Source organism: Streptomyces sp. NPDC028298 (assembly GCF_055565895.1).
Window position 1 is genome coordinate 97,986 of sequence record NZ_JBVHTL010000001.1, and the last position, 24,595, is coordinate 122,580.

Consider the following 24,595-nt stretch of genomic DNA (forward strand, 5'->3'; position numbering starts at 1 on the left):
CGAGGCTCCCCGTGAGGCGGTACGGCACCACCGGGCCCGACGCGGCTATTCCAAGGGGCATTCGGTCAGCAGCGCCGAGGCGTCCGCGTCGGCCGGACGCGGCACGGTGTGGCCGGCCGGAGGGCGTTCCTCGCCGGTCAGCCAGCGTTCCAGTGCCACGAAGGCGGAGCGGTGGCAGGGGGTCATCGGGCGGAGCTCGTCCGGGAAGGCGTCGACGAGCGAGTCGGTGTGGGTCCCGTCCGCGATGCGGTAGTACCGCAACAACGAGCCCCGCCCGGCCTCGCGCACCATGCGGGCGTAGACGTCACCGTCACGGCTGATCGGCAGCAGCACGTCGAGCGTTCCCTGAAGGGTGATCAGGGGCTTGCCGATGCGTCCGGTCAGCGCGATGCGGTCGACGGCCCGGTGCACGGACCGCGGTCGCGTGCCGTAGTCGTAGTCGGCGTCGCAGCCGGGGGTTCCGGAGGCGCAGAAGGGGGTTCCGGCCTCGGTCGCCCCGTCGTAGCCGGGGTCCAGTTCCTCGCGGTAGATGCGCTGGGTCAGGTCCCAGTAGGTCTTGTAGTGGTACGGCCACAGGAACTCCGACCCGGCCGGATAGCCGGCCGCGTGCAGGGCGTCCCGGGCCGCGTCGGCGCCGGGTCCGCCGGCCGCGTAGTCCGGGTACGCGCGCAGGGCGGCCGGCAGGAAGCCGAGCAGGCCGCCGTCGGAGTTCCAGAGCGTGCCCTCCCAGTCGACTCCCCCGTCGTAGAGCTCGGGGTGGTTCTCCAGTTGCCAGCGGACCAGGTAGCCGCCGTTGGAGATGCCGGTGGCGATGGTGCGGGACGGGGCCTTCCCGTAGCGCTCCTTGACGACCGTGCGGGCTGCCCGGGTGAGCTGGGTGAGCCGGGTGTTCCACTCGCTCACGGCGTCACCGGGGCGGCGGCCGTCGCGGTGGAAGGCGAGACCGGTGTTGCCCTTGTCGGTGGCGGCGTAGGCGTAGCCGCGTGCGAGCACCCAGTCGGAGATCGCGCGGTCGTTGGCGTACTGCTCGCGGTTGCCCGGTGTCCCGGCGACGACGAGTCCGCCGTTCCAGTGGTCGGGCAGCCGGATCACGAACTGGGCGTCGTGGTTCCAGCCGTGGTTGGTGTTGGTGGTGGACGTGTCGGGGAAGTAGCCGTCGATCTGGGTCCCGGGCACGCCGCTGGGCGTCGGCAGGTCCTTGGGTGTCAGACCCGCGTAGTCGGCGGGGTCGGTGTGGCCTGAGGCCACGGTCCCGGCGGTGGTCAACTCGTCCAGGCAGAAGGTCTCTTGGTGGGCGGCGCCGGGGACCCGCGGATGGCCGCCGGTGGAACAGGGCTCGGTGTGCGGGCCGTGGCCGCCGACGGCGGGCGACAGGCTGGCTGACGCGAGGACGCCCGAACCGGCGGTCGCGAGCACGAGCGCGCAGAGCGCGGCCCGCCATCGGGGCGGTCGTCCGCCGGGTGAGGTGGCGTCCGTACGGGGGTGCGGCATCAGGGACCTCGCATCCGAGTGGGGTGGGGTGAAGTGGGGCGGGAGAAGTGGGGTGGACGCGCCGGAGGCCAGTGAGGGGAGGCCCGGTGGGGACATGTGCGGGGCCGCCATGATGGCGGGGGCGGGAGCGGGGTCGGCCACCATGGCGGTCCGCATTCGGTCGTCTTCAAGCAACCTGAGGTCCGGTCAGGGACAGCCGCCGTCGGCGATGGTGTAGGTGCCGACGGGTGACTCCTTCAGGGTGTGGGTGACGAAGGTGTTGTACAGACCCATGTTCTGTTGGGAGCCCTTGGCGTACGTGTAGCCGCCGCTGGTGACGGCCCGGCCGGCCTGGACGTGGGCGTAGTTGCTGCTCGTCCAGCAGGCGGCGGTGGCGCCGCCGGTGGTCGTGACGGTGACCGTCCCCGAACGGGGGCCCGCAGCACCGGTGTTGTCGCGCGCGGCGACCGCGTAGGTGTGCGTCGTGCCCGCCTTCAGTCCGCTGTCCGTGTACGACGTACCGCTCACCGTTGCGACCGGGTCGCCGTCGCGGAACACGGCGTAGTCGGCGGCGCCGCTCACCGCGCCCCAGGTCAGGCCGACGCCGGTGTCGGTGACCGCGGTCGTGGCCAGTCCCGTCGGTGCGGGCAGCGAGCCGCCGCCGGATCCGGAGCCTTCGAGGCCGAAGAAGCGGGCGATCCAGTAGCCGGAGCAGATCGAGTCAAGGAAGTAGGGGGCGCCGGTGGCTCCGCACTGCTGGGCACCGCTGCCCGGTTCGACCGGGGTGCCGTGCCCGATGCCCGGTACCGCGTCGACCTCGACGGCGACCGTGCCGTCCGCCGCCAGATACTCGTCGTGCCGGGTGGAGTCGGGCCCGATCACGGAGCTGCGGGTGGGGGTCTGGGACAGCCCCTGGACCGCCGTCCACTGGTCGCGGAGCTCGGTGGCGTTGCGCGGCACGACGGTGGTGTCCTGCTCGCCGTACCAGATCGCCGTACGGGGCCAGGGACCGCCGTACGAGGGGTAGGCGTCGCGGACCCGCTGGGCCCAGGCGCTCGGGGCGAGGTCGACTCCGGGGTTCATGCAGGTGTACGGGCTGTTGTCGCGGGTGCAGTCGTAGGGCAGACCGGCGACGACCGCGCCGGCGGCGAAGACATCGGGGTAGGCGGCCAGCATCACGGAGGTCATGGCGCCGCCCGCGGAGAGGCCGGTGACGTACACCCGACCGGGGTCGGCCCCGTAGGCGGCGACGGCGTGGCTCACCATCTGGCTGATGGAGAGGGCCTCGCCCTGTCCGCGTCGGTTGTCCGTCGTCTGGAACCAGTTGAAGCATTTGTTGACGTTGTTCGAGGAGGTCGTCTCGGCGAGCACGAGGACGAAGCCGTCCCGGTCGGCGAGCGCGGGCAGTCCGGAGTTGTCGGCGTAGACCTGAGCGCTCTGTGTGCACCCGTGCAGGGCGACGACCACGGGCGGCTTCGCGGGCAGGGACGCCGGACGGTACACGTACATGTTCAACTGGCCCGGATTCGAGCCGAAGTCGGTGACCCGGGTGACCGGCACGGCGGCCTGCGCTGCGGGCGCCGGGCCGGTCAGGGCCACCCCCAGGACGAGGGCCACGACGGTGAGGAGGCGGCTCAGCAGCGGGGCCGGCCTGTTCCGGCGCGTTCGGGGCGGAGTGGGGCGTTGCACGGCGGCTCCTTGTCTGGGGTGTCCGGCCCCCGCACGTACGGAGCCGTCCCTGACTCCGTCGCGCGGGGCTTTGCGGAACCCCAGAGTCGACCGCCTGTGACCGCCGTGACATGGCGTCCGACACCACAACCGTCGGCACGTCAGTCGGCATCGCGCGGATTGCGGGAGCGCCGCCCGGTCTGCTAGGCCGAGCGGTTGTCCGATGATCCCCCGGGCGTGCCGGATGCCCCGGGTGTCACCTCGTACGGCTCTCCGGGCTCTCCGGGCTCTCCGGGCTCTCCGGGGTCGCCCACAGATCCGGGCAGAGCACGGCGACGATGCGTTCGAAGCGGGCGGCCATCTCGTCGGCCGTCTGCTCGGGGTGGTGCCGCCACCAGGCGACGGCGGCGCTCACGGTCCCGTACCAGAGATGGGTGACGAGGTCGGCGTCGAGGGGTTCCACGGCCGGGGAGGTGTGCAGGAACTCGGACACACCGACGGCGCCCATCCGGTTGAGTTCCCTCCGGTACACGGCCGCGGCATCGTGCAGCCGGCCCTCGGCCGGGAGCGTCCCGTCGTAGACGAGTTCCCAGTCGTGCAGTCGCGATTCGAGCGCGCGGAAGACGGCCTCCAGGGTGCGTACGGCGCGCGAGAGGTCGGAGGGCCCCCGCTGGGCGGACCCGACGGCTTCGACGAGGCGGGTGCCCGCCTGGTCGAGGCAGGTCAGATAGAGGCTGTCCTTCGATCCGAAGTACTCGTAGATCATCGGCTTGGTGATGCCGGCCCGCGCCGCCACGTGCGCGGTCGACCCGCGCGCGTAGCCCTTCGCGCCGAACTCCTCGGCGGCGGCCTCCAGGATCAGCCGTTCCCGGTCCTTGCGCGGCATCCCCTTGGTTCCCACGCCCTGCGTCGCCCTCGGCTGCTTGCTCATGTCTCCACCCTATGCCAAAGTGACCGGGCGGTAAGTTACCCAACGTTCAATTCAAGCGCCTGGGGAGACGATGAGCGGCAAGACGCGTTCGTGGTGGGGCTGGGGAAACGTCGAGGACGCGGTGACCGGCGCGGAGCGGGCGGAACTCACCCGGCGCACGGCCGAGTTGCTTCCGGACGCGGACCTGACCGTGAACCCGGCGCCTCCGGTGGAGTCGTTCGAGGTGGCACCGAGCCGGGTCACGGCTCCCCCGGCGCTGGCCGCCTCGGCGTCGTACGACATCCGCGACCGGCTGGCGCACAGTCACGGCCAGGCGTTCCGTGACGTCGTCCGGGCGTTGCTCGGAAAGCTGCCCCATGTGCCGGACCTCGTGGTGCGGCCCACGTCGGAGGCCGAGGTGGTGCGGACCTTGGAGTGGTGCGACGGCGCCGGCATCGCGGTCGTGCCGTTCGGCGGCGGCACCTCGGTCGTGGGAGGCGTCGAAGCCCGTACGGGTGCGGAGTACGCCGGAGTGGTCAGCCTGGACCTCGGCTCCATGAACCGGGTTCTGGAGGTCGACGGGACCAGCCGGGCCGCGCTGGTGCAGGCCGGTGCCCTCGGCCCGCACCTGGAGGAGCAGCTCAGGCCCCACGGCTACACGCTCCGCTTCTTCCCGCAGTCCTTCGAGTTCTCCACGCTCGGCGGCTGGCTGGCCACCCGGGCCGGCGGTCACTTCGCGACGCGCCTCACCCACATCGACGACCTCACCGAGTCGTTGAGGGTGGTCACCCCCGCCGGTGTCGTGGAGAGCCGCCGCCTCCCGGGCTCCGGTGCCGGCCCCTCGCCCGACCGGATGTTCCTCGGCTCCGAGGGAAGCCTCGGTGTCATCACCCAGGCCTGGGTACGACTTCAGGACCGGCCACGTTGGCGGGCGGGGGCGTCGGTCGCCTTCAAGGACTACGAAGCGGGAGTCCGGGCCGTACGGGCGCTGGCGCAGTCCGGACTCGATCCGGCCAACTGCCGTCTGCTGGACCCGATGGAGGCGTTCATCAACGCGGGCAGTCCGAGCGCGGTCCTCGTGCTCGGCTTCGAGTCCGCCGATCATCCCGTCACCGCCTGGATGGAACGTGCCCTGGAACTGTGCCGCGATCACGGGGGCACCCTGCCGGAGCCGCCGCGCCACACCGACACCGCGGACACGGCCGCGCGGACCGCGGCCGCCGACACCTGGCGCGCCTCCTTCCTGCGGATGCCCTACCAGCGGGACGCCCTCGCGGCTCAGGGCATGATCGTGGAGACGTTCGAGACGGCCTGCACCTGGGACCGGTTCTCCGAACTCCGCGCGGCCGTCGACGCCGCGGCCCGGGACGCCATGCGCCAGGTCGGCGCCACGGGTGTCGTGACCTGCCGGTTCACCCACGTCTACCCCGACGGCCCCGCCCCGTACTTCGGGGTCTACGCCGCGGGCACGTGGGGCAGGACCGTAGAGCAGTGGGACGAGATCAAACAGGCGGTCTCCGAGGCGCTCATCGCGAACGGCGCCACCATCACCCACCATCACGCGGTGGGCCGGGACCACCGGCCGTGGTACGACCGGCAGCGCCCGGACCTGTTCGCCGCGGCCCTGCGGGCGGGCAAGGCCGTGCTGGACCCGTCCGGGATCCTCAATCCCGGAGTCGTGATCGACCCCCTTCGCTGAACCGGTTCCCTTCACCGCGGTCACGGGGCCGAGCCGCCCCGTGACCGCGGGCCCCCGGCTACCAGCCGACGGCGACCAGGAGCCACTGCGGGCTGCCGTGGGAGACGAACGAGGACTGGCCCGCCACGTCGTCGTAGGGGAAGCCGTAGGCGAGGTTGTTGATCGCGTTGTCGTGCCAGAACTTGGCGTAGTAATTGGCGGGCGCGGCCTTGTAGTACTGGGCGGGGTCGCCCTGTTGGGAGGCCGGCAGGGTCGCCACGTGACGGTTGAGCGCGGCGCACATGTTCGGGTTGCTCGCGAGGGCCGCCGCGCAGCCGAAGATGTCGGAGGTCGCCGCGTTCACGCCCACGGACTGGGCGTAGGCGGTGAAGTAGTTGGCGTTGGCGCCGCCCGCGCGGAAGCTCGGGTCGCTGCCGGGCGCGATGATCCGGTACGGGGACTGGGTCTGGGCCAGCACCTTGAACGGGTCGGGGACGGCGGCCGTGAACCGCTGGAAGGTCGTGGCGCGGTCCTCGGCGAAGGTCTGCCGGTTCTCACCGACCTCGACGTCGTACCCGTCCTTGGAGTGCAGCCGCATGGCGATCTTCAGCCCGAAGGCGTCGACGCGTGTGGTGTTGCCGTTGAACACGTTGTTGCCGACGGTGAATTCGATGAAGTCGTAGTACGAGCTCGCCGGTGAGCCGAGGTAGAAGTACATGCGGCCCGCGGAGTTGGCCGGCATGTCGAGGTAGGGCTGCTCGGCGATGGAGTGGACCTGGCCGTTGAAGCTCCAGTACACCTGACTGTCGGGGTACTTGCCGTTCGTGCGGTTGAGGACCTTGACCTCGACGGCGTTGTTCGCGGCGGGAATGTCGCTCGTGCTGCCCCAGAAGTCGTCCGGCGGGGTGGTGCTTCCGGGCCCGTACACCTGGAACTCCCACAGGGAGTAGCCGTACGGGGTGGCGCGCGTCGTCCCGAGGACACGGACGTAGCGGCCGCTGCCGGTGACGTTGATGTTCTGCGTGCCACCGGTGCCGGTCGTCGTGGAGTGGACGGTGGCCCAGGAGTTCGCGTCGGTGGAGGTCTGGATCTGGAAGGACTTGCCGTAGGCGGCCTCCCAGTTCAGGGTGACGCGGGTGATCTGCTGGACCGACCCGAGATCGACGCGCAGCCACTGGGGGTCGGAGAAGGCCGAGGACCACCGGGTGCCGGTGTTGCCGTCGACCGCGGCTCCCGCGGGGAAGGAGCCGTTCTCGACCGAGGAGGCCGTGGCGGGCCGTCCCTGGGACAGCAGTTGATCGGCGGCGTGCGCGGGTGCCGGGCTCAGGAAGGCGACGCAGGCGGCGAGCAGGACGACGACGAGACCGAGGGCGGTACGGGCCCGTGCGGTTCTGCTCGACGATCGCCGGGGAAGGGCGCTGGCGCTGGCTAAGGACTGCATGCGGGATCTCCTCATGCCGGGTCGGCGTGCGTGGGGGCGGAGCAACAGCAGACGGAGAGCGCTCTCTCCGGGTTGTATCCCCGGACGTTCCAGACGTCAACAACTGAAGCTGAAATAAAGGGAGTTCCCGTGCCGGGCCTCCCGGAGCCCGATCCGTCACCGCTTCCGCCCCGTCCGCGAGCCACCGCGTTCGAACCCCGACGACGCGACCGGCCCCGCGCCGGACCTCGTCTTCAAGAGACGAAGACGAATCCGCTGCCGCCCCCACGGCTCATTGGATCAGGTCGGTGTGCGGATGCTCGGGGGACGTCGGGCAGACGTAGAGCTGCATGTTGTCCGTGCTCCCCACTTCGACCGCGGTCGGCTGCGAGAGGCGTTGGCCCCCGCGACGGGCGGCGTGGGCGGCGGCCTGGTCTTCGCGCGGTGCCCAACTGCATCCCTCACCGCCGCTCCATTCGAAGGAAGCGATGGTCAGCAGCGGGACCATCTGCGCCTCGCAGACAGTGCAGTGGCGGCGATACGGGTCGGTGCGGCCCCACGGAGGCCAGCCGCCGACCTTCCAGCCGGGAGCGTCGGCGAGCTCGCAGTCGTAGAAGTCCCGCGGATAGTCCCCGTAGGCGCTGTCGACGCTGACACCGGCTGCCTCCCATCTGCTCATGTCCTCCACCATCAGCCGCATCTCCGGGCTCAGATCGAGGCTGTCGGGGTATTCGGTGATCGCTTCCGGTGCCAGCAGGCACGGCTCCGGCACATAGCCCGGATAGTTCGCCTCGAACGGCTCCGGCGGTGTGGCGAGGATGTCGACGACCTCGGCGGCGGACCGCCAGAACAGCGCGGTCGACGGCTTGTTGTCCGGTTCGTGGTCGTAGGGGCACCAGAGGATCTGGAGCAGATCGGCCTCGCCGGGCGGCCGCAGCAGGGGTATGTCACGCAGATAGAGCTGGGCCACGGGCAGCATGGGGACGGGGCAGTCCGCGGGCGGAGGGCTGACGGCGAGGCGCTCCGCGAGCCTCGCGGCGCTTCGTTCCTTGAGCGCCTCCTCCTCGGGCGTCGGCTCGACATCACCGGCATCGGGGCGCCACCGGGCCCGCTGACGTCGTTCGAGCCGCACTATGGCAGGCGACTCGCGGAACCAACTGTCGAAGTGCAGGTGCGCGTCCTCGCAGTGCGGCCACGGCTCGTCGGCCGGCCACAACAACGGCCCGCCGACCGAGCTCTCCCTGACCGAGGGCGACCCCGGGCGGGGATGCAGCCGCATCGCAGGACGCGCGGACGAAGCCAGCTCGGGAAAGACCGCGGCCACATCGGCGGGCCGCGGCGGAGTCGTACGTACGAAGACCATGTCGATGATCCTGCCACCGGCCACTGACAGTCCCCTGCCGCCTCGATCGGCGCCGGTGACGTCGGTGCCCGGCGGGTCGGGTCCGACGCGGCCGGGCCCGGCCGCGGTGACGGAGTCGGCGGAGTCGGCGGGCACGAGGTCGCATGTCCGCGAGGGCTCACTGGACCAGTTCGATGTGCGGATGGTCCGGGCACGCCGGGCACACATGGAGCTGGAGGTTGTTGCCGCCGGTGATGTCGATCTCGGTGAAGTCGCCGGCCTGGGTGCCCAGGGGAACCGGGGTCGGGTTCGCCCGTTCCTCGTCGGGGATCCAGGTCTCGCTGCCGCCGTCCCATTCCGAGGAGGCGATGGTCAGGAGCGGAACCCTCTCGATGCCGCACTCGGGGCAGGAGCGGTCGACGGGGTCGGTGGGACTCCAGCGGGTCCAGCCGCCGGTCTTCCAACCGGGGGCGTGGCAGAGGTTGTTCAGGTAGAGCTCGCCGGGGTCGTCCGCGTACGCGTCGTACCGCGCGGGATCGATCGTCTCCCAGCGGCTCATGTCGTCCAGTTGGTCCTGAAGGTCCTGGCTCAGCTCCGAGGGGTTGGGGAACTCGGTGACCTGCTCGGGTGAGAACAGGCACGGCTCCGGGAGGTAGGACGCCGACTGGACGATCGGCGGCTCGGGCGGCGCGTCGAGGACGTCGGTGACGGTGGCGGAGGAACGCCAGAAGAGCGCGGTCTTCGGGTGGGCCATCTCGTGGTCGAAGGGGCACCACAGGACCTGGAGGAGGTCCGCGTCGGGCGGGCAGGGGAAGGGGACGTCGCGGGCGTAGAGCTGCGCGACGGACACGAGGGGGATCGGGCCGTCGAACCACGGGCGGCCCGCACCGATCCGCTTCCAGGTCTCGCGTTCCTCGGGGGTCCACTGGGGAGCCTCCGGGTCATGGCGGAGCCGCCCGGCCGCCGCGGCGCGGTCACGGCGGAAGAACCGGATGTCGCCCGGGGAGAGGACCCTCAGCGACGCGCGGCTGTCGTGCGGCTCGTCGCAGTACGGCCACGGCTCGTCGGCGGGCCACAGGAGCGGCCCGCCGACGGAACTGTCGTGCACGGTCGGGGATCCGGGGCGCGGATGCAGCCGGGTCGCCGTCCGTGCCAGCGGGGCCAGTTGAGGGAAGAGCGCGGTGATGTCGAACGGCCGCGGTGGGGTGGTGAAGTGGGCGGTCATGGCGGTGATGCTGCCAGCCGAGTCTGACAATGGGCGTGTCCCTCCACGCCTCCAGGCCGCGTGCTCCAACGCAGGCCGGCTCCCGCCCGGTTGCCCCTCCGCGGCCGACGGCGACGATGATCCGTCGGCACGGGGATCACCGCGCGGATGCCGCGCCCGCTCAGGTGTGCCCCGCGGGTGCCTCGTTCCGGCTACCGCTGGTGCGCGATGTCGCCCAGGCACAGGGCCGCCAGGCGTGGGAGGCGGCTGTGCATCTCGGCCGCGTCGTCGAAGTCGAAGTCCTCGCCCATGTCGTCGTCGCCCTGGAGAGAGCGGGCGCGTGAGGCCTCGTATGCGGTCCACGCTTGGTAGAAGTCGTCTTCGTCGCCGGTGATGCGCCCGAACGCCCGGGCGGCGACGTAGTTGACGTCCTCGTCGAAGAGCGCTTCGTCGCGGTGCGCCCCGGCCGCGGCGATCACCGAAGGGTGCTCGGCGAGTCGGTCAGGGGCCGCTGCCGCCTTCTCGTACCAGTCGCGTCCCTGGGCGATGAGGCCCGCGCGGAAGTCCATGAAGCTGTCGTCCGAACAGCCTCCGCCGATCAGATAGGCGGCGGCCCACACCTCCCATCGGTACACCGCGCCGCTCGCCTCGTCGAAGCGCTCCTGATAGCTCAGGATGTCTTCCTTGGTACGGGTGGCCAGTTCGTCGGTCAGCACTTCGGCGAACGACCTGTCCGCCGTGGCGGCCGACCGCGCGGCCTCGATCGTGGTCCAGAACTCGGAGATGTCCATGGCCCGGCACTGTGTCACCCGGGTCTGACAACAGCGTCTCGACGGTCGCGCCCATGCCCTGATGTCCGGGACTACGGTGGTGGCGCGACCTGTGGATTCCCCGAGACCGAAGGGCACCGCCGCATGCCTCCTTCTCCCGCCTCCGCCGACCAGGCCGTCGCCCTGCTGCGCGAGCTCGGCGCCGCGGACATCGCGCATCCGGGCGGCACGCTCTTGGCGCACTGCCAACGTGTCCAGGACAGACTCGCCTTGTGGGGAGCTCGTCCCGCGCTTCAACTGGCGGGTCTTTGCCACGCCTTCTACGGTACCGACGGGTTCGCCACCGCCTTGCTGTCTCCGGACAGGCGCTCCGAACTCACCGACGTCATCGGCGCCGAGGCCGAAGCCATCGTGTACCTCTACGCCTCATGCGACCGCACGGCCACCTATCCGACGCTCGCGGACGCCGACGGGGGCTTCCGGAATCGGTTCACCGGACGTACGGAGACCCCGGAGCCCCACCTCCTACGGGACTTCGCCGAGCTGTCCGCCGCCAACGAACTCGACCTCGCCCGCATCGACCCGGACTTCCGCCGGAAGTGGGGAGCCGAACTCCTCGCCCTGTTCACCCGATTCCGCCCCCTGCTGAGCCGGGCGGCCTGGTCGGACTGCCGAGCGGTGCTCGCCGCGGCTCCCCAGGACTGAGCCACTGAACCCGGGCCGGGCGATGGATCACCGAGCCGCCCGTTACCTCGTCCGCCGTGCGGCGCGGTACTGACGCGCCAGTACGCCCAACAGCGCCGGCACGGAAGGACGCGCGCCGCCGTCGGCCAGGCCCCCGCCCTTCCGGCTGACCGCGTCCAGTCGGAGTTCCTGCACCTGGAGGAGCGCGGTGATGAAGGGGCGCGTCCCTGGTGGCACCAAGTCGGCCAACTCACGGCTCGCGGACAGTCCCGGGCGCGCCAAGTCGACCTGTTCCCGGACCAGTTGCCCCAGACGCGCGCGGACGGCGTCCGTGGGGCTCCGCAGAACCTCGACGGACAGGCCGTGACGTTCCAGATCCTTGCCCGGGATGCCGACCTGCCGCTCCCCCGCGTCCTCGGCGAGATCGTCGAGGAAGTCGATGCGCTGCATCGCCTCGATGAGATCACGGCAACGCCGTACGAACACTTCGTCCTTCCCAGTGTCCGCTCGCTCCAGCAGACAGACCAGGAGCATGAAGGCGGGCAGGGAGTATCCGTCGACGTAGGACTGGAGCTCGTCCTCGGTGTCGAAGCCCGTGTAGTCGACCTCGTGTCGCGCTCCCCGTAGGAAGTCCTCGACGGATTGCCTCAGTTGGGGGTGTCGGTCCGCCGCGTCGACGAGCGCGCGAAGCGTCGGATCGGTGGCGGTCGGGCCGTCGAGTGCCGCACGGGTGGCGGAGGCCCACGACTCCAGCGCCGCACCGCGCGCCGCGCGTGTCCCGGTGTCGATGCGCTCGTCCGTCTCGTGCATGAAGGCGACAGCGGCGATGACCGGTGGATGCAGGCGCGCCGGGAGCAGGAGCCGGACGGTCAGATACTCCGCGGTCCTGAACCGCCGTACGAACCTCCGCTGTCGGTCGTACGCGGTCCGCAGGTCCGGCTCGGTGATGCCGGCCTCGCGCAGCGTGCGGGTCCACGTGGGCATGTCGCGTTCCTTACTCTGCCGGTGACTTCCGGGGCGGAGGTGTGCTGGTGAAGCGTACGAGTTCGCCCCGCCGAGCACCCGCGCGCGCAGGGGTCATCCGGTCGTCGGGCGTGAACTCTCGTGCAGGCGGGCCGCCTTGGTCGTGAGGTAGCGCTGCTCTGGGGTGCTGGTGGTGAGGGCTGCCGCCAGGCGGTAGTGGTGCGTCGCCGGTGTCGGATCCCCGGCCATCTCCAGCAGGTGGGCCCGCACCGCGTGCATCCGGTGGTGGTCCACGAGGGCACCGCGTCCTTCGGTGGCGAGTCGGTCGAGCAGCGCCAGGGCGGCGGCCGGACCGTCGACCATCGCGAGGGCTACGGCGCGGTTGAGCGTCACCAGCGGATTGCCCGTCACGTGTTCGAGCAACTCGTACAGACCGTGGATCTGCCGCCAGTCGGTGTCCCGCGCGCGAACGGCGGCGGCGTGCACGGCCGCGATGGCCGCCTGCAACCGGTACGCGCCGGGCCGCCCCGGCTTCGCGCCGGTGCCGGGCCTGCCTCGCTTCGCGAACGTGCCCATCAGCAGCGCCGAACCCTCCTGGATCAAGCGGCGGTCCCACAGTGTGCGGTCCTGGTCGGTCAACGGGATCAGCTCGCCGTGCGGGCCGGTGCGCGCCGGGCGGCGGGCCTCCGTCAGCAGCATCAGGGCCAGCAACCCGGCCACCTCGCCCTCGGCCGGCAGGAGACGGTGCACCTGCCGGGCCAGCCGGACCGCCTCACCGGACAGGTCCGCCCGGTGCAGGACCGGACCGCCCGAGGCGGTGTAACCCTCGTTGAACAGGAGATACAGCACGTGCAGGACGGAGCCGAGCCGCGCGGGCCAGTCCGGTGCACCCGGTACGGGCACCTCGAACCGCACGGATGACACCTTCAGCCGCTGCTTGGCCCGGCTGATGCGCTGCGCCATCGTCGCCTCGGGCACCAGGTGGGCGGCCGCGATCTGGGCGGTGGTCAGTCCGCCCACGGCCCGCAGGGTCAGGGCGATCGCCGAGGCGGGCGTGAGCGCGGGGTGGCAGCACATGAACAGCACCGCGAGCGTGTCGTCGTCGGCCGGACCTACGGCCGGGAACGGCTCCCTCGCGACGCGTTCCTCACGACGCCGTCGTGCCGTCTCGCTGCGCATCCGGTCGGTGTACCGGTGCGTCGCGGTGCGCAGCAGCCAGCCGCGCGGGTTCTCCGGCACCCCGTGCGCGGGCCAGTGCCGGGCGGCGGCGATCAGGGCTTCCTGGACGGCGTCCTCACACATGTCGAAGTCCCCCAGCCGCTGCGCGAGCGTGCCCAGGACCTGCGGCGCCAGCTCGCGCAGCAGGTCCTCGACGGTCGGAGCGTCGGTCACAGGTCGAACGCGACGTCGTTCATGACCCGGCGCACCTCGACCGGCTGCCGCGTCGGCACGCCGCCGGGGCCGGGCACCGCCGAGATCCTGGCGGCGATCTCCAGGGCCCGGGCCTCGGACTCCACGTCGACGACGTTGAACCCGGCCAGGACCTCCTTGGACTCGGGGAACGGACCGTCGGTCACCACCGGCGCCGAGGCTCCGTCCGAGCGCACGATCCTGGCCAGACGCGGGTCGGCCAGCCCGGTGAACTGCACCATCTCACCGCTCTCGACCAGTTCCCCGGTCAGCGCCTCGTAGTAGTCGAAGTGCGCCGTGATGTCGTCGGGAGCCCACTCGTCCATGGGCTGCTCGAACTCTCCACCGTCGTGGTTGACCATCAGCAGGAACTTCGGCACGTGAACTCCTCGATCTTCGGCGCGCCCAGTGTGACGCACTCCCCTACGAACGGAGCCACCTACGGGTTCTCTACATCGCCGGAAGGAAATTCCGGGAATCCACGGCAGGGGAGGCAGGAGTCGAACCTGCGACGTCCGGATGTGGAAGCCGGCGCTCTGGCCTCTGAGCTACACCCCTTCGACACGTGCCGGCCTGCACGACCCGCCCGGTCCCCCTCCACCGGTTTTCCGCCTCCTCGGGACCGGTGGGGTACGTCCCGTACAATTTGGGTCCGAACGATCAAAGGGAGCGTGCCCGTGCCCGGCCAGCGGTCCATCACCGAAGCGGAAAAGCTGGCGGCTGCGAAGCTGGGCGGCCTACCGGTACACCGCGAGCAGATGGCGGTCGTCGCGAACATCTACCGGGCCGCCTCCGCGGTCCGCCAGCACCTGGAGAACTCGGTCCTGCGCGACGCGGATCTGACCTGGACGTCCTTCGTCGTGCTCTGGGTGGTCTGGATCTGGGGCGAGTCCGAGACCCGGCACGTCGCCGAGGAGGCCGGGATCTCCAAGGGCACGCTCACCGGTGTCTCGCGGACCCTGGAGGGGCGGGGGCTGATGACGCGGTCGGGTCATCCCTCCGACGGCCGGCTGAAGCTGCTCGATCTCACCGACGAGGGCGAGGCGCTGATGCAGCGCCTGTTCCCGCGGTTCAACGAGGAGGAGGCGTTCGTCGCCTCCCGGCTCAGCGAAGAGGACTGCCACAGCGTCGCCGAAGGACTGCGGCAGGTCGTACGCCAGGTCGAGGAGGAGGGCGAGGAACGCCGCCTCACCCTGCTCGACGGCGCCGAACCGGCACCCCGCCGCAGCGGCCGCCGGGCGAAGGGCTGACGGCTGACGGCTGACGGCTGACGGCTGCGGGATCTCCCCCGCAGACCACCAGCCCGGCGCCCGTAGCCCCGGGCGCAACCCCGCAACCCCGCAACCCCGCAACCGGATCAAGGCCCCTCTCCGGCTCAACGCCCCCCGCCGGCCGCCCGGACGAGCGCGTCGAACAGCGCCTGCTGGGCGGAGTCCTCGTGGGCCGTGTCCTCGGGGTGCCACTGCACGGCCGTGAACCACCCTTCGGTATCCGGGAGTTCAAGGCCCTCCACGGTCCCGTCCGCGGCGCGCGCGGTGGCCGTCAGGCCCGAGCCGAGGCGCTCGACGCGCTGGTGGTGGTAGCAGGACGCCTCCATCTTCTGCGCTCCGGTGGCCCGTTCCAGCAGGGTTCCCCGCTCGACGGCCACCGGGTGCACGACGTGCCGGTGTTCGCGCTCGGGGCCGCCCATGTCCTGTTCCAGGGTGCCGCCGAGAGCAACGTTGACGACCTGGAGACCTCGGCAGACGGCCAGCAACGGAAGACCCAAGTCGAGGGTCCGCCGCGCGACTTCGAGGTCGAAGGCGTCCTGGAGGTCGTCCACGTCGTAGACGCTGTCGTGGGTGTCGGCGGCTCCGTAGCGGTGGGGCGCGAGGTCGCCGCCTCCCGGGAGCAGGACACCGTCGAAGCGGGCGAGGCGCGCGGTCACGTCCGTGGCGGAGGGATCGGCCGGGTGGATGGTCGCCGGTTCGCCGCCGGCCCGCCACACCGCCTCGATCAGGGCACGGGCGTTGACCTCGGCGGCGTATCGCAGGGCGGAGGTCGTCGCGGAGAAGCGGGCCGGTACGGCGATCAGGGGGCGCGTCACAACTGGATCCAGGTGGTCTTGAGTTCGGTGTACTTCTCCAGGGCGTGGGCCGACTTGTCGCGGCCGTTGCCCGACTGCTTCATGCCTCCGAAGGGGACGGTCAGGTCGCCCTCCTCGTAGCAGTTGACCCAGACCGTGCCGGCCCTCAGGGCGCGGGAGACCCGGTGCGCGGTGGAGAGGTCGGAGGTCCAGAGGCCGGCGGCGAGGCCGTACTCGGTGTCGTTGGCCAGTCGTACGGCCTCGTCGACGTCGTCGAACGTGAGGACCGACAGGACCGGGCCGAAGATCTCCTCGCGGGCGAGCCTCATGCCGGGGTCCACGCGGTCGAAGACGGTCGGTTCCAGGTAGCTGCCCCCGGTGTCGGTCAGGGTGCGGGAGCCGCCGGTGCGCAGCCGGGCGCCGTCGGCGAGGCCGGTGGCGATGTGGTCCTGTACCCGTCCCAGGTGCGCTTCGCCGACCAGGGCGCCCATCTCGGTGGCCGGGTCGAGGGGGTCGCCGATCCGCAGCTCTCGTGCGCGTCGTACGACGGACTCGGTGACCTGTTCCGCGATCGAGGTGTGCACGAGCAGCCGGGAGGGTGCCGTGCACATCTCGCCCTGGTTGAAGAAGATGCCCCAGGCGGCGGTGGCGGCCGCCTTCTCCAGGTCGGGTGCGTCGGGAAGGATGATGTTCGGTGATTTGCCGCCCAGTTCGAGCCATACGCGCTTGAGGTTGGAGTCGGCGGCGTAGTGCAGGAAGTGGCGGCCGACGGCGGTGGAGCCGGTGAAGGCGAGGACGTCGACGTCCGGGTGCAGGCCGATCGCCCGGCCGGCCACGGGGCCGGTGCCGCCCACGACGTTGAGGACGCCCGGCGGCAGTCCGGCCTCGGTGGCGATCCTGCCCAGGAGGAGCGCGGACAGGGGCGAGTTCTCCGAGGGCTTGAGGACGACCGTGCAGCCGGCGGCGAGCGCGGGGGCGATCTTCCAGCCGGCGAGCGTGAGGGGGAAGTTCCACGGCACGACGGCGCCGACGACTCCGGCCGGTTCCCGGGTGACAAGGGCGAGCGCGTCCGCGGCGGTGTGCGGGGACTCGTCGGTGACCTTGTCGGCGAGTTGCCCGTACCAGCGGAAGGTGTTGATCAGGGCGCGCAGTTCGATGTCGTGGGCGTCGGTGACGGGCTTGCCCATCTCCAGGCTGACGGTGAGCGCGAGGTCGGCGCGGCGTTCCTGGAGGAGGTCGGCGATGCGCAGCAGCGTCGCGCCGCGCTCGGCGGGCGCGAGGCGTGGCCACGGGCCGCTGTCGAAGGCGCGGCGGGCGGCGGCGACGGCCGCGTCCACCTCGGCGGTGCCGGCGTCGGCGATCTGGGTGAGCACCTGGCCGTCACGGGGCGAGACGGCGGCGAAGGCGGCTCCCGAGCCGCCCTCGTCGGCGCCGTCGATGTGATGGGCGCCGGAATGCTCCAGGGACTTGGCTCGGAGCAGCCACTCCTCGTGGGTGACGTCCGTCATGCGAGACCTCCCAAATGTTATTTGAACCCAAACGATAGAGTCGGGGCGGAGCCATCACAAGGGCTCGAGGATTCGATTGCCGACAGGTCCTGGGACCCGTCGGGGAGGGGAGCGCCAGGTGCGCGCACTCGTCGTCCAGCACGACCACGTGACGGAGCCGGGGCTGGTCGGCGCCCGGCTGGAGGAGCGCGGGTACGACCTCACGGTCGTGACGGTCGTCCCCGAGCACCGCCACCGGACGCCGGACGTCGCGTTCGACTTCCCCGACGCCGGCGACTGGGACGTGATCGTGTCGCTCGGCGCCCCGTGGTCGGTCTACGACCGGACGGCTGTCGGTACGTGGATCGACGGCGAACTGGCACTCCTGCGCAAGGCGCACCATCTCGGCGTCCCGGTGCTCGGCGTCTGTTTCGGCGCCCAGGCGCTGACCACCGCGCTCGGCGGCCACGTGGAGGCGTCGCGGCGTCCGGAGATCGGCTGGGTCGAGGTCGCCACGGACGATCCGTCCCTGGTGGTGCCGGGTCCTTGGTTCCAGTGGCACTTCGACCGCTGCGTCCTGCCGCCGGGCGCCGAGGTGGTGGCCCGCAACGAGGTGTGCGTCCAGGCGTTCCGGACGGACCACGCCCTGGGGGTGCAGTTCCATCCGGAGATCACCACGGCGATGGTGCGGGGCTGGATCGAGTCCGGTGGTGCGGAGCAGTGCGTACGCCACGGTGTGGACCCCGGCGCGTTGCTGGCGCGGAGCCGGGCCATGGAACCCCTGGCCCGGACGAACGCCCGCCGCCTGGTCGACGGGTTCCTCGACCGGATGGCGGGCCCGGTCGGCTGACCGGAGCGGCTGACGAGCGTACGGCGGACCGGTCCGGGCGCCCGGAATGCGACGGGCCGGGCCGGGCGACCGGCATACGACGGAACGGGCCGGGCCGGTCACCCGGCCCGGCCTGTGTCAGCCTCGGGCGGCACCCGCCTTGTCGCGGGTGAACCGTGCCGCCAAGACGCCCAGCAACAGGACCACCGGGACGGTCAGTTCAAGCACGAGGGCCGTGCTCCCCTCACCGCCGATGAGGGTGGTGAAGTTCTGGACGATCAGCCAGATCGCCCCGGCCACGCCGAGGGCCCCCAGGGACGGGGCGATCAGGGTGTTCCACGGCCGGGTGTCCAGGCGCTCGCGACGGAAGAAGGCCACCACCGAGACCGAGGTCAGCAGGTACAGCGCCATGATGCCGAGGACGGCGACGCCGCTGCCCCACGAGAACAGGGTGAGCACCGGGTCCTTGCCGGCCAGCGCGAACGGGACCACCAGGAGGACCGCGACGGCCGTCTGGACCCAGCCGGCCACGCTGGGCGAGTGCCGGCGGTTGATCGACGACAGCTTGCCGGGCAGCAGTCCGTCGCGGCTGAGCGAGAACAGGTAGCGGTTGGCGGAGTTGTGGAAGGCGAGGATGCCGGCGAAGAGGGAGGTGGCCAGCAGGACGGGCAGGACGTCGTTGACCCAGGTGCCGAGCAGGTCGGCGATGGGCGCGAACACGAAGCTCGTCGAGTCGCCGCTCTCCAGGGCCTTGCCCGCGGCCGCGGACACCTTCGAGGGGCCGTAGGAGGAGACCAGCATCCAGGAGGCGAAGCCGAAGAAGCCGGTGACGAAGGCGACGGCCGCGTAGGTGGCCCGCGGGACCGTCTTGCGGGGTTCGCGCGCCTCCTCGCCGTAGATCGCTGTGGCCTCGAAGCCGATCATCGACGCCACGGCGAACATGAGCGCCACACCCGGGGCGCCGTCGAAGGCCGCGCTCGGCGAGAAGGACTCCGTGAAGGCCAGCCCCTCGGGCCCGCCGCCCTTGAAGAAGGTGACCAGCGCGAAGACGCTCAGGATGCTGAACTCCGCCAGGACGAAGACCGCCAGCACCTTCGCGCCCATCTCGATGCCGGCGCTGCCGAGCACCTGGACGATCACCATCGTGACCAGCGCGCACGCCCACCAGGGCACGTCCAGGCCGGTGTAGTGCGCGAGCAGTCCGTTGACGGTCGCGCCGTACAGGCCGTACATGGCGGCCTGGATCGCGCAGTACGCGAACAGGGCGACGCCAGCCGAGCCGGTGCCGACGGTCCGGCCGAGGCCCTTGCCGATGTACGTGTAGAAGGCGCCGGCGTCGACGACGTGCCGGCCCATGGCCACGAAGCCCACGGAGAAGAGCAGGGTGATCAGACCCGCCACCACGTAGGCGGCGGGCGCCCCCGCGCCGTTGCCGACGCCGACGGCGATCGGGACCGCTCCCGCGACGCCGGTCAGCGGCGCCTGTGCGGAGAGGACGAAGAAAAGGATGCCCAGAACGCCGAGCGAGTTGGGCTTGAGCTTGCCTGCCGTGGGGGCGTCGGGCGCGGTCTGGTTCACGACCGCTGTCTGACTGTCCACTCGGATCACCTGCCAGGGAGGAAGAGGGATTCGTTTCAGGCCAAACGAGTTGCCTCATACTGGGCTGGAACTATCCGTTTGACAAGGGGCTGGGCCCGGTTTCCCTCCCGGGAACGCGACAGGCCCCGGACGACCGGCGTCCAGGGCCTCGCAACGCGCCGTCCGGAGCCTCAGTCGCGGCCCTCGGCGTCGGTGTGCCGCTCCTGCACCAGCCGGAGCAGCGAGCGCAGTTCCTCGATGGCGGCGTCGGTGATCTCGGGGCCGCCGAAGACGAGCTGGTGCAGCACCAGGCCGTCGAGGGCGGCGAAGACGAGGCGGGTGAGCGGCTGCCCGGATCCGTCGGGCAGCATGCGGGACAGCTCGCGTCCGGTGGCGTCGAAGTACTGGTCGTACAACGCGCGCAGGTGCGGGAGCAGTTCGGGGCGGCGCCTGGCCTCCAGCAGGAGTTCGTACTGGAAGGACTGTATGTCCGGGTCGGCGGTGACCATGTCGGACACTCCGACCGAGAAGTCCTCGACCTTGCCGGTGCCGGGCTCCAGCGCGCTGGTGTCGAGGGAGGTGCGGATCGCGTGCGCGACGGCCTCCTCGATGAGCGCGTCGCGGGAGCCGAAGTGGTGGACGACCAGTCCGTGCGTGGTGCCGGCCTCCTCCGCCACGGCCCGGTAGGTGAGCCTGCGCAGCCCGCCCCTGGCCACGACGCGCACGGCGGCGTTGAGCAGGGCCTCGCGGCCCTCTCCGTAGTTCATGCGCCGGCGCGGCTTGCGGGCCTCGGGGGTCTCGGCGGATTCGGTCATGGCTGCGACCCTACCCGCCTGTTCACGGGGCCCGGCACAGGCCAGACCGGGGCCGGGAACCGGTCCGCGGGCCCGCCGGCGAACCCGCTCCCGCCCGTGTCGGCGTACCCGCCCCGAGGGCCCGGGCTGGGGCTGGGGCTGGGGCGCCGTACCGGGCGTCCTTCTCCGTGACACCCGGTACGGCGCGGTCGCGTCGCCCGCATCAGCGCCGGGGCGGGCGGATTCCGCGGAACTCCCAGTCCCCGCCGAGCGCGGTGGACAGGACCTCTTCGGACTCGGTGGGCTGGGCGCCGACGTCGGCGCGGATCGCGGTCGGGCCGGTCACGATGTGGTTGGTGAGCCGACCCAGGCCCTCGACCTCGACCTCGACGACGTCACCGGGCTGCACGGGGCGGGAGTTGGCCGGGGTGCCCGAGAGCAGGACGTCGCCGGGGTACAGCGTGATCGTGCGGGCGATGTCGGCGACGAGGTAGTGCATGTCCCACTGCATCTCGTCGGTCGAACCGTCCTGCACCACCTCGCCGTTGACGTACGTCCGCAGGCTCTTGCCGCGGAAGTCCCAGTCGGTGACCAGGCCGGGGCCGAGCGGGCACAGGGTGTCGGAGCCCTTGACGCGGAGCATGGAGCCGGCGTCGGTGTCCCGGAAGTCGTGCAGGCCGTAGTCGTTGGCGACGGTGTAGCCCGCGATGTACTCCCCCGCCTCGGCCGGCGAGATGTTGCGTGCCGTCCGCCCGATGACGATGGCGACCTCGCCCTCGTAGTTGAGCCACTTGCAGCCCTCGGGACGCACGATGGCGCCCTTGTGGGAGTTGAGGGAGGAGGTGGGCTTGTGGAAGTACGTCGGGGTGTCGGGCAGGGTGATCCCGAACTCGTCGACGCGGCTGCGGTGGTTGAGGTGGACGGCGATCACCTTGGAGGGCACCACCGGCGGAAGGTGCTGCGCCTCCTCGGTCTTGACGCGGCGGCCGTCCCCGGCGACGAGTTCGTCCCCGTCGACGGTGACCTGGACGGCGGCGCCGTCGAGGAGGATGCGGCGGTATTCGGGCATGGCGGCTTCCTAGGAACGTCGGTGCGGGTTGTGGGGTGCGGCGGCAGCGGGGGATCCCGCGCCGGTCCAGCCGTCGGCGGGGCGGTCGAACCAGAGGTGGACCTGGCCGGTGCCGATCGAGTTCTCGTACGAGCCGTACTGGCGGGCCTTCGCGACGCAGGCCTGTTCGCCGAGGGCGCCGGCCATCATCAGGTAGTGGAAGAACCTGGCCTCGGGCTTGTACTTCCAGAACTCGTCCATGGTGTCGAGGACCTTGTCGTGGCGGCCCTCCTTGAACCAGGCGATGCGCTCCAGGTCGGCCTCGCGCGCCTCGGGGGTGAAGATGTGCGCCGGGTCGCTGGACTCGTGGTCGCGCAGTTCACGCAGCGGCCAGAAGGTGTGCGACAGGGCGCCCGAGGCGATGATCAGCACCCGGCGGCCGGGGGTGGCGGCGATGCCGTCGGCGAGGGCCCGGCCGAGGCGCAGGTGGTCCTCCATGTCGCCGGTCTGGCACACCCCGATGGTCACCCACCGCTTGTCGGGCAGTCCCTCTCCGAGGAACTTCCAGAGGTTGATGGTGGCGTAGTAGACGGGCAGGTAGTCGTCGTCGATCGCGGTGATCCAGGTGCCGTGCTTGTCCGCGAACTTCGCGATGTTGTGGGCGAGTTCGGGGTCTCCGGGATAGTCGTACGGCATGCGGCTCATGCCGCGCGGCAGTTCCTCGGAGGTGAACAGGCCGGCCCTGCGGTGCTGGGCGGCGGCGACGAACTCGACGGTGGTGGCCCAGTGCGAGTCGAGGACGACGACGGTGTCGTAGTCGTCGCGGTCGAAGACGTCCCCGCGGAGCTGTTCCAGACCGGTGACGAGGGTGATCTCCTTGCCCTCGTTCAGCTCCAGCCGGGTCTCCTCGGGGAGCACGATGGTGGGGACGTGTGCGAGCAGTCCCGCCCCGACGATCTCACCCATGGTCCTTCCATCCCTTCGGCGCGGTCACGGTGTTCTTCAGGTCGCAGTAGAAGTCGAAGCTCCAGGTGCCGCCCTCTCGGCCGACGCCGGAGTGCCGGGAGCCGCCGAAGGGTGCCTGGAGGTCGCGTACGAAGAAGCAGTTGACCCAGACCGTCCCGGCGACGAGCTGCCGGGTGACGCGTTCGGCGCGGTCCCGGTCGCCGGTGGCGAGGGTGGCGGCGAGCCCGAAGCGGGTGTCGTTGGCGAGGCGGACCGCCTCGTCCTCGGTGGTGAAGGTCTGGAGGGTCAGGACGGGTCCGAAGACCTCTTCCTGGACGATCTCGGAGTCCTGGGCGACGTCGGTGAGGAGGGTCGGCGCGTAGTACTGGCCCTCGCCCCGGTGGCCGCCGACGACCGCGCGGGCGCCGGCGTCGATCGCCCGCCGCACGAATCCGTCGATCTTCTCGAGCTGGCGCTCGTGGATGTTCGGGCCGATGTCGGTGGCCTCGTCGCGCGGGTCGCCCTGCACGATCGTGGCGGCCTTCTCCGCGAAGCGGCGGGTGAACTCCTCCGCGACGGACACCTCGACCAGGATGCGGGTGGCGGCGAGACAGACCTGGCCCGCGTTGTCGTACTGCTCCACGGCGAGGTCGACGGCGAGGTCGAGGTCGGCGTCCGCGAAGACCAGCAGCGGTGACTTGCCGCCGAGTTCGAGGCTGAGCGGGGTGAGGTTCGCGGCCGCCGACGCGGTGATCCGCTGGGCCGTCGGCACGGAACCGGTGAAGCTGATGCGGCGCACGTCGGGGTGCGAGGTGAGGGCGTCGCCGATCTCGGAGCCGTACCCCTGGACGATGTTGAGGACGCCGGCGGGCAGTCCGGCCTCGGCGGCGATGTCCGCGAGCAGGGACGCGGTCAGCGGGGTCCATTCGGCGGGCTTGAGGACGACCGTGTTGCCGGCGGCGAGGGCCGGGGCGACCTTCCAGGTCGACAGCATCAGCGGGGCGTTCCAGGGGGTGATGAGCACCGAGGGGCCCGCCGGGTCCCAGCTCACGTGGTTGGTGTGGCCGCGGGTCTCGAAGTCCTCGTGGTCCAGGCTGAGGAGCCAGTCGGCGAAGAAGCGGAAGTTGTGGGCCACGCGCGGCATCACGCCTCGGCGGTGCGAGCGCAGGAGGGCACCGTTGTCGGTGGTCTCGACGATCGCCAGGTCCTCGATCCGCTTCTCCACGCCGTCGGCGACGGCGTGCAGGATGCGGGCCCGCTCGGCGCGGGGGGTGGCGGCCCAGGCGGGGAAGGCGGCCTTCGCGGCGGCGACGGCGGCTTCGGCCTCCGCCGCGGTGCCCCGGGAGATCTCGCCGAGGACGCTGCCGTCGATCGGTGAGACGTCGGTGAACGTCTCGGCGGAGGCGACGCGTTCGCCGCCGATCCAGTGCCGGGTGTCGACGGCGACCCCGGCCACCGTGAGGGTGTGCTCGGTCATGTCCGGACTCCAAGTCCTGTGGTGGGTACGGTGGTCGCGGTCACTCGGCGCCGGAGGTGCCGGACTCCAGAAGGCGTCCGCCGTCCCAGACGACGCCGACCTGCCGGTAGTAGGCGGCGATCGGCTCGCGGATCTCCAGCCGGGCCAGTTCCTCGGTGGGCGCCTCGAACAGTTCCAGCTCGGCGTCGCCGGTCCAGGCCTGTCCGCCCTCGAAGGAGGCGGCGCCGGACTCGATCAGTTCGTCGAGCGCGAGGCCCTTGCCCTTCTCGATGGAGGGCAGCCAGCGGTGGTGGGCCATGGGGTGGCTGTTGACGAAGCCGTTGGTCTCGGACGGTTCACGCAGGGTGACGACGGCCTGGGCCAGGCGCCGGTCGGCGGCGGCGAGGGTGGCGCCGAAGCGGGCGCCGGCCTCGATGCGCGGGGCCGGGCCGTAGGGGTGCGGGCGGGTCTGGTGGATCGACCCGAGCTTCTTCGGGTAGCCCTGGTGCAGTCCGCGGGCGATGGCGAAGTCCTTGTCGACCCAGATGTACACGCAGCGGGTGTAGGTCTGGCCCCGGTACTTGCAGCGGACGACCGCGAAGGCCTCCTTGTACTGGGCGAGGACGGGGTCGAGCAGTTCCTCGCCGGAGCCGGAGCAGGACTGCCAGTCGGCCCAGATCAGCGCGACCGCGCCCGGGTCCTCGTCGGCCAACTCCAGCGGTTCGGGCAGGAGTTCACGCACGCGGGCGGGGTCCGTGCGGTACTCGACGGTGAGCAGGTCGCCCGAGTAGCGCCACGGCGGGGACGGGACGAGCGACGAGGTGCCGCCGGCCGTCTTGGGGTGGAAGAAGCCACGGACAGGGGACATAGCGGG

The 24,595-nt window shown here is 71.3% G+C and carries 22 protein-coding genes and 1 tRNA gene; 4 read left to right on the plus strand and 19 right to left on the minus strand.

What is annotated here, in order from left to right:
• Positions 1 to 45: 45 nt before the first annotated feature.
• The 3 genes from ACZ4TO_RS00450 to ACZ4TO_RS00460 form a co-directional block, all read right to left on the minus strand.
• On the minus strand, positions 46 to 1,491 hold the full coding sequence (locus ACZ4TO_RS00450) for a 3-hydroxybutyrate oligomer hydrolase family protein (RefSeq protein ID WP_468022958.1): 1,446 nt from the start codon (positions 1,489 to 1,491) through the stop codon (positions 46 to 48).
• A 186-nt stretch (positions 1,492 to 1,677) separates the two neighbouring features.
• Entirely contained in the window at positions 1,678 to 3,159 is a 1,482-nt protein-coding gene (locus ACZ4TO_RS00455) for an extracellular catalytic domain type 1 short-chain-length polyhydroxyalkanoate depolymerase (protein ID WP_451075238.1), read from the minus strand.
• A gap of 235 nt (positions 3,160 to 3,394) precedes the next feature.
• A complete protein-coding gene (locus tag ACZ4TO_RS00460; RefSeq protein ID WP_468022959.1) occupies positions 3,395 to 4,069 on the minus strand; it encodes a TetR/AcrR family transcriptional regulator in 675 nt (224 codons plus the stop codon).
• Between the two features lie 70 nt (positions 4,070 to 4,139).
• Here ACZ4TO_RS00460 and ACZ4TO_RS00465 point away from each other — a divergent pair, with 70 nt between their 5' ends.
• Positions 4,140 to 5,747 (plus strand): FAD-binding oxidoreductase, encoded by a 1,608-nt coding sequence (locus tag ACZ4TO_RS00465; RefSeq protein WP_468022960.1) that lies wholly within the window; start codon positions 4,140 to 4,142, stop codon positions 5,745 to 5,747.
• 58 nt (positions 5,748 to 5,805) lie between these two features.
• Here the strand turns inward: ACZ4TO_RS00465 and ACZ4TO_RS00470 are convergent, their stop codons facing one another.
• The 4 genes from ACZ4TO_RS00470 to ACZ4TO_RS00485 all read right to left on the minus strand — a co-directional run bounded on the left by ACZ4TO_RS00470 (position 5,806) and on the right by ACZ4TO_RS00485 (position 10,483).
• The gene (locus ACZ4TO_RS00470) at positions 5,806 to 7,167 is read right to left on the minus strand and encodes a beta-1,3-glucanase family protein (protein ID WP_468022961.1); all 1,362 of its coding nucleotides are present in this window, start codon (positions 7,165 to 7,167) and stop codon (positions 5,806 to 5,808) included.
• Positions 7,168 to 7,438: 271 nt separating this feature from the next.
• On the minus strand, positions 7,439 to 8,644 hold the full coding sequence (locus ACZ4TO_RS00475; protein ID WP_468022962.1) for a hypothetical protein: 1,206 nt from the start codon (positions 8,642 to 8,644) through the stop codon (positions 7,439 to 7,441).
• A 22-nt stretch (positions 8,645 to 8,666) separates the two neighbouring features.
• Entirely contained in the window at positions 8,667 to 9,713 is a 1,047-nt protein-coding gene (locus tag ACZ4TO_RS00480) for a hypothetical protein (protein WP_468022963.1), read from the minus strand.
• A gap of 191 nt (positions 9,714 to 9,904) precedes the next feature.
• Positions 9,905 to 10,483: a DUF4240 domain-containing protein gene (locus tag ACZ4TO_RS00485; RefSeq protein WP_385037453.1), complete on the minus strand. Its 579-nt coding sequence runs from the start codon at positions 10,481 to 10,483 to the stop codon at positions 9,905 to 9,907.
• Between the two features lie 123 nt (positions 10,484 to 10,606).
• Here ACZ4TO_RS00485 and ACZ4TO_RS00490 point away from each other — a divergent pair, with 123 nt between their 5' ends.
• Positions 10,607 to 11,167, plus strand: a complete 561-nt coding sequence (locus ACZ4TO_RS00490) for a DUF6817 domain-containing protein (RefSeq protein ID WP_468022964.1) — start codon at positions 10,607 to 10,609, stop codon at positions 11,165 to 11,167.
• 42 nt (positions 11,168 to 11,209) lie between these two features.
• Here the strand turns inward: ACZ4TO_RS00490 and ACZ4TO_RS00495 are convergent, their stop codons facing one another.
• The 4 genes from ACZ4TO_RS00495 to ACZ4TO_RS00510 form a co-directional block, all read right to left on the minus strand.
• Positions 11,210 to 12,130: a phytoene/squalene synthase family protein gene (locus tag ACZ4TO_RS00495; protein WP_468022965.1), complete on the minus strand. Its 921-nt coding sequence runs from the start codon at positions 12,128 to 12,130 to the stop codon at positions 11,210 to 11,212.
• Positions 12,131 to 12,223: 93 nt separating this feature from the next.
• Complete coding sequence (locus ACZ4TO_RS00500) at positions 12,224 to 13,501, minus strand: RNA polymerase sigma factor (protein ID WP_468022966.1); 1,278 nt, start codon at positions 13,499 to 13,501, stop codon at positions 12,224 to 12,226.
• Positions 13,498 to 13,899, minus strand: coding sequence for a YciI family protein (locus ACZ4TO_RS00505; RefSeq protein ID WP_385037440.1), 402 nt, complete (start codon positions 13,897 to 13,899; stop codon positions 13,498 to 13,500). Before ACZ4TO_RS00505 ends, ACZ4TO_RS00500 begins: the two co-directional genes overlap by 4 nt.
• 105 nt (positions 13,900 to 14,004) lie before the next feature.
• Positions 14,005 to 14,077: transfer RNA gene (locus tag ACZ4TO_RS00510), tRNA-Trp, on the minus strand.
• 119 nt (positions 14,078 to 14,196) lie between these two features.
• Between ACZ4TO_RS00510 and ACZ4TO_RS00515 the strand changes: the two genes are divergently transcribed.
• Positions 14,197 to 14,769, plus strand: a complete 573-nt coding sequence (locus ACZ4TO_RS00515; RefSeq protein WP_382784628.1) for a MarR family winged helix-turn-helix transcriptional regulator — start codon at positions 14,197 to 14,199, stop codon at positions 14,767 to 14,769.
• A gap of 125 nt (positions 14,770 to 14,894) precedes the next feature.
• Here ACZ4TO_RS00515 and ACZ4TO_RS00520 read toward each other — a convergent pair whose 3' ends face one another.
• Together ACZ4TO_RS00520 and ACZ4TO_RS00525 are read right to left on the minus strand one after the other, a co-directional pair.
• Positions 14,895 to 15,605, minus strand: a complete 711-nt coding sequence (locus ACZ4TO_RS00520; protein WP_468022967.1) for a gamma-glutamyl-gamma-aminobutyrate hydrolase family protein — start codon at positions 15,603 to 15,605, stop codon at positions 14,895 to 14,897.
• Positions 15,602 to 17,092 (minus strand): aldehyde dehydrogenase, encoded by a 1,491-nt coding sequence (locus ACZ4TO_RS00525; protein WP_468022968.1) that lies wholly within the window; start codon positions 17,090 to 17,092, stop codon positions 15,602 to 15,604. Before ACZ4TO_RS00525 ends, ACZ4TO_RS00520 begins: the two co-directional genes overlap by 4 nt.
• A gap of 118 nt (positions 17,093 to 17,210) precedes the next feature.
• Here ACZ4TO_RS00525 and ACZ4TO_RS00530 point away from each other — a divergent pair, with 118 nt between their 5' ends.
• Positions 17,211 to 17,921, plus strand: coding sequence for a type 1 glutamine amidotransferase (locus ACZ4TO_RS00530; RefSeq protein ID WP_468022969.1), 711 nt, complete (start codon positions 17,211 to 17,213; stop codon positions 17,919 to 17,921).
• A gap of 117 nt (positions 17,922 to 18,038) precedes the next feature.
• On the opposite strand, the gene ACZ4TO_RS00535 is transcribed toward ACZ4TO_RS00530, so the two are convergent.
• The 6 genes from ACZ4TO_RS00535 to ACZ4TO_RS00560 form a co-directional block, all read right to left on the minus strand.
• Positions 18,039 to 19,499, minus strand: a complete 1,461-nt coding sequence (locus tag ACZ4TO_RS00535; protein WP_382784617.1) for an APC family permease — start codon at positions 19,497 to 19,499, stop codon at positions 18,039 to 18,041.
• A gap of 170 nt (positions 19,500 to 19,669) precedes the next feature.
• On the minus strand, positions 19,670 to 20,293 hold the full coding sequence (locus ACZ4TO_RS00540) for a TetR/AcrR family transcriptional regulator (protein WP_382784615.1): 624 nt from the start codon (positions 20,291 to 20,293) through the stop codon (positions 19,670 to 19,672).
• Between the two features lie 202 nt (positions 20,294 to 20,495).
• The gene (locus ACZ4TO_RS00545; RefSeq protein WP_451075224.1) at positions 20,496 to 21,341 is read right to left on the minus strand and encodes a fumarylacetoacetate hydrolase family protein; all 846 of its coding nucleotides are present in this window, start codon (positions 21,339 to 21,341) and stop codon (positions 20,496 to 20,498) included.
• A 9-nt stretch (positions 21,342 to 21,350) separates the two neighbouring features.
• The gene (locus tag ACZ4TO_RS00550; RefSeq protein ID WP_468022970.1) at positions 21,351 to 22,286 is read right to left on the minus strand and encodes a 3,4-dihydroxyphenylacetate 2,3-dioxygenase; all 936 of its coding nucleotides are present in this window, start codon (positions 22,284 to 22,286) and stop codon (positions 21,351 to 21,353) included.
• Positions 22,279 to 23,742: an aldehyde dehydrogenase gene (locus ACZ4TO_RS00555; protein ID WP_451075222.1), complete on the minus strand. Its 1,464-nt coding sequence runs from the start codon at positions 23,740 to 23,742 to the stop codon at positions 22,279 to 22,281. The genes ACZ4TO_RS00550 and ACZ4TO_RS00555 overlap by 8 nt, the downstream gene beginning before the upstream one ends.
• A gap of 40 nt (positions 23,743 to 23,782) precedes the next feature.
• Positions 23,783 to 24,589 (minus strand): acetoacetate decarboxylase family protein, encoded by an 807-nt coding sequence (locus ACZ4TO_RS00560; protein WP_385037426.1) that lies wholly within the window; start codon positions 24,587 to 24,589, stop codon positions 23,783 to 23,785.
• Positions 24,590 to 24,595: the final 6 nt, after the last annotated feature.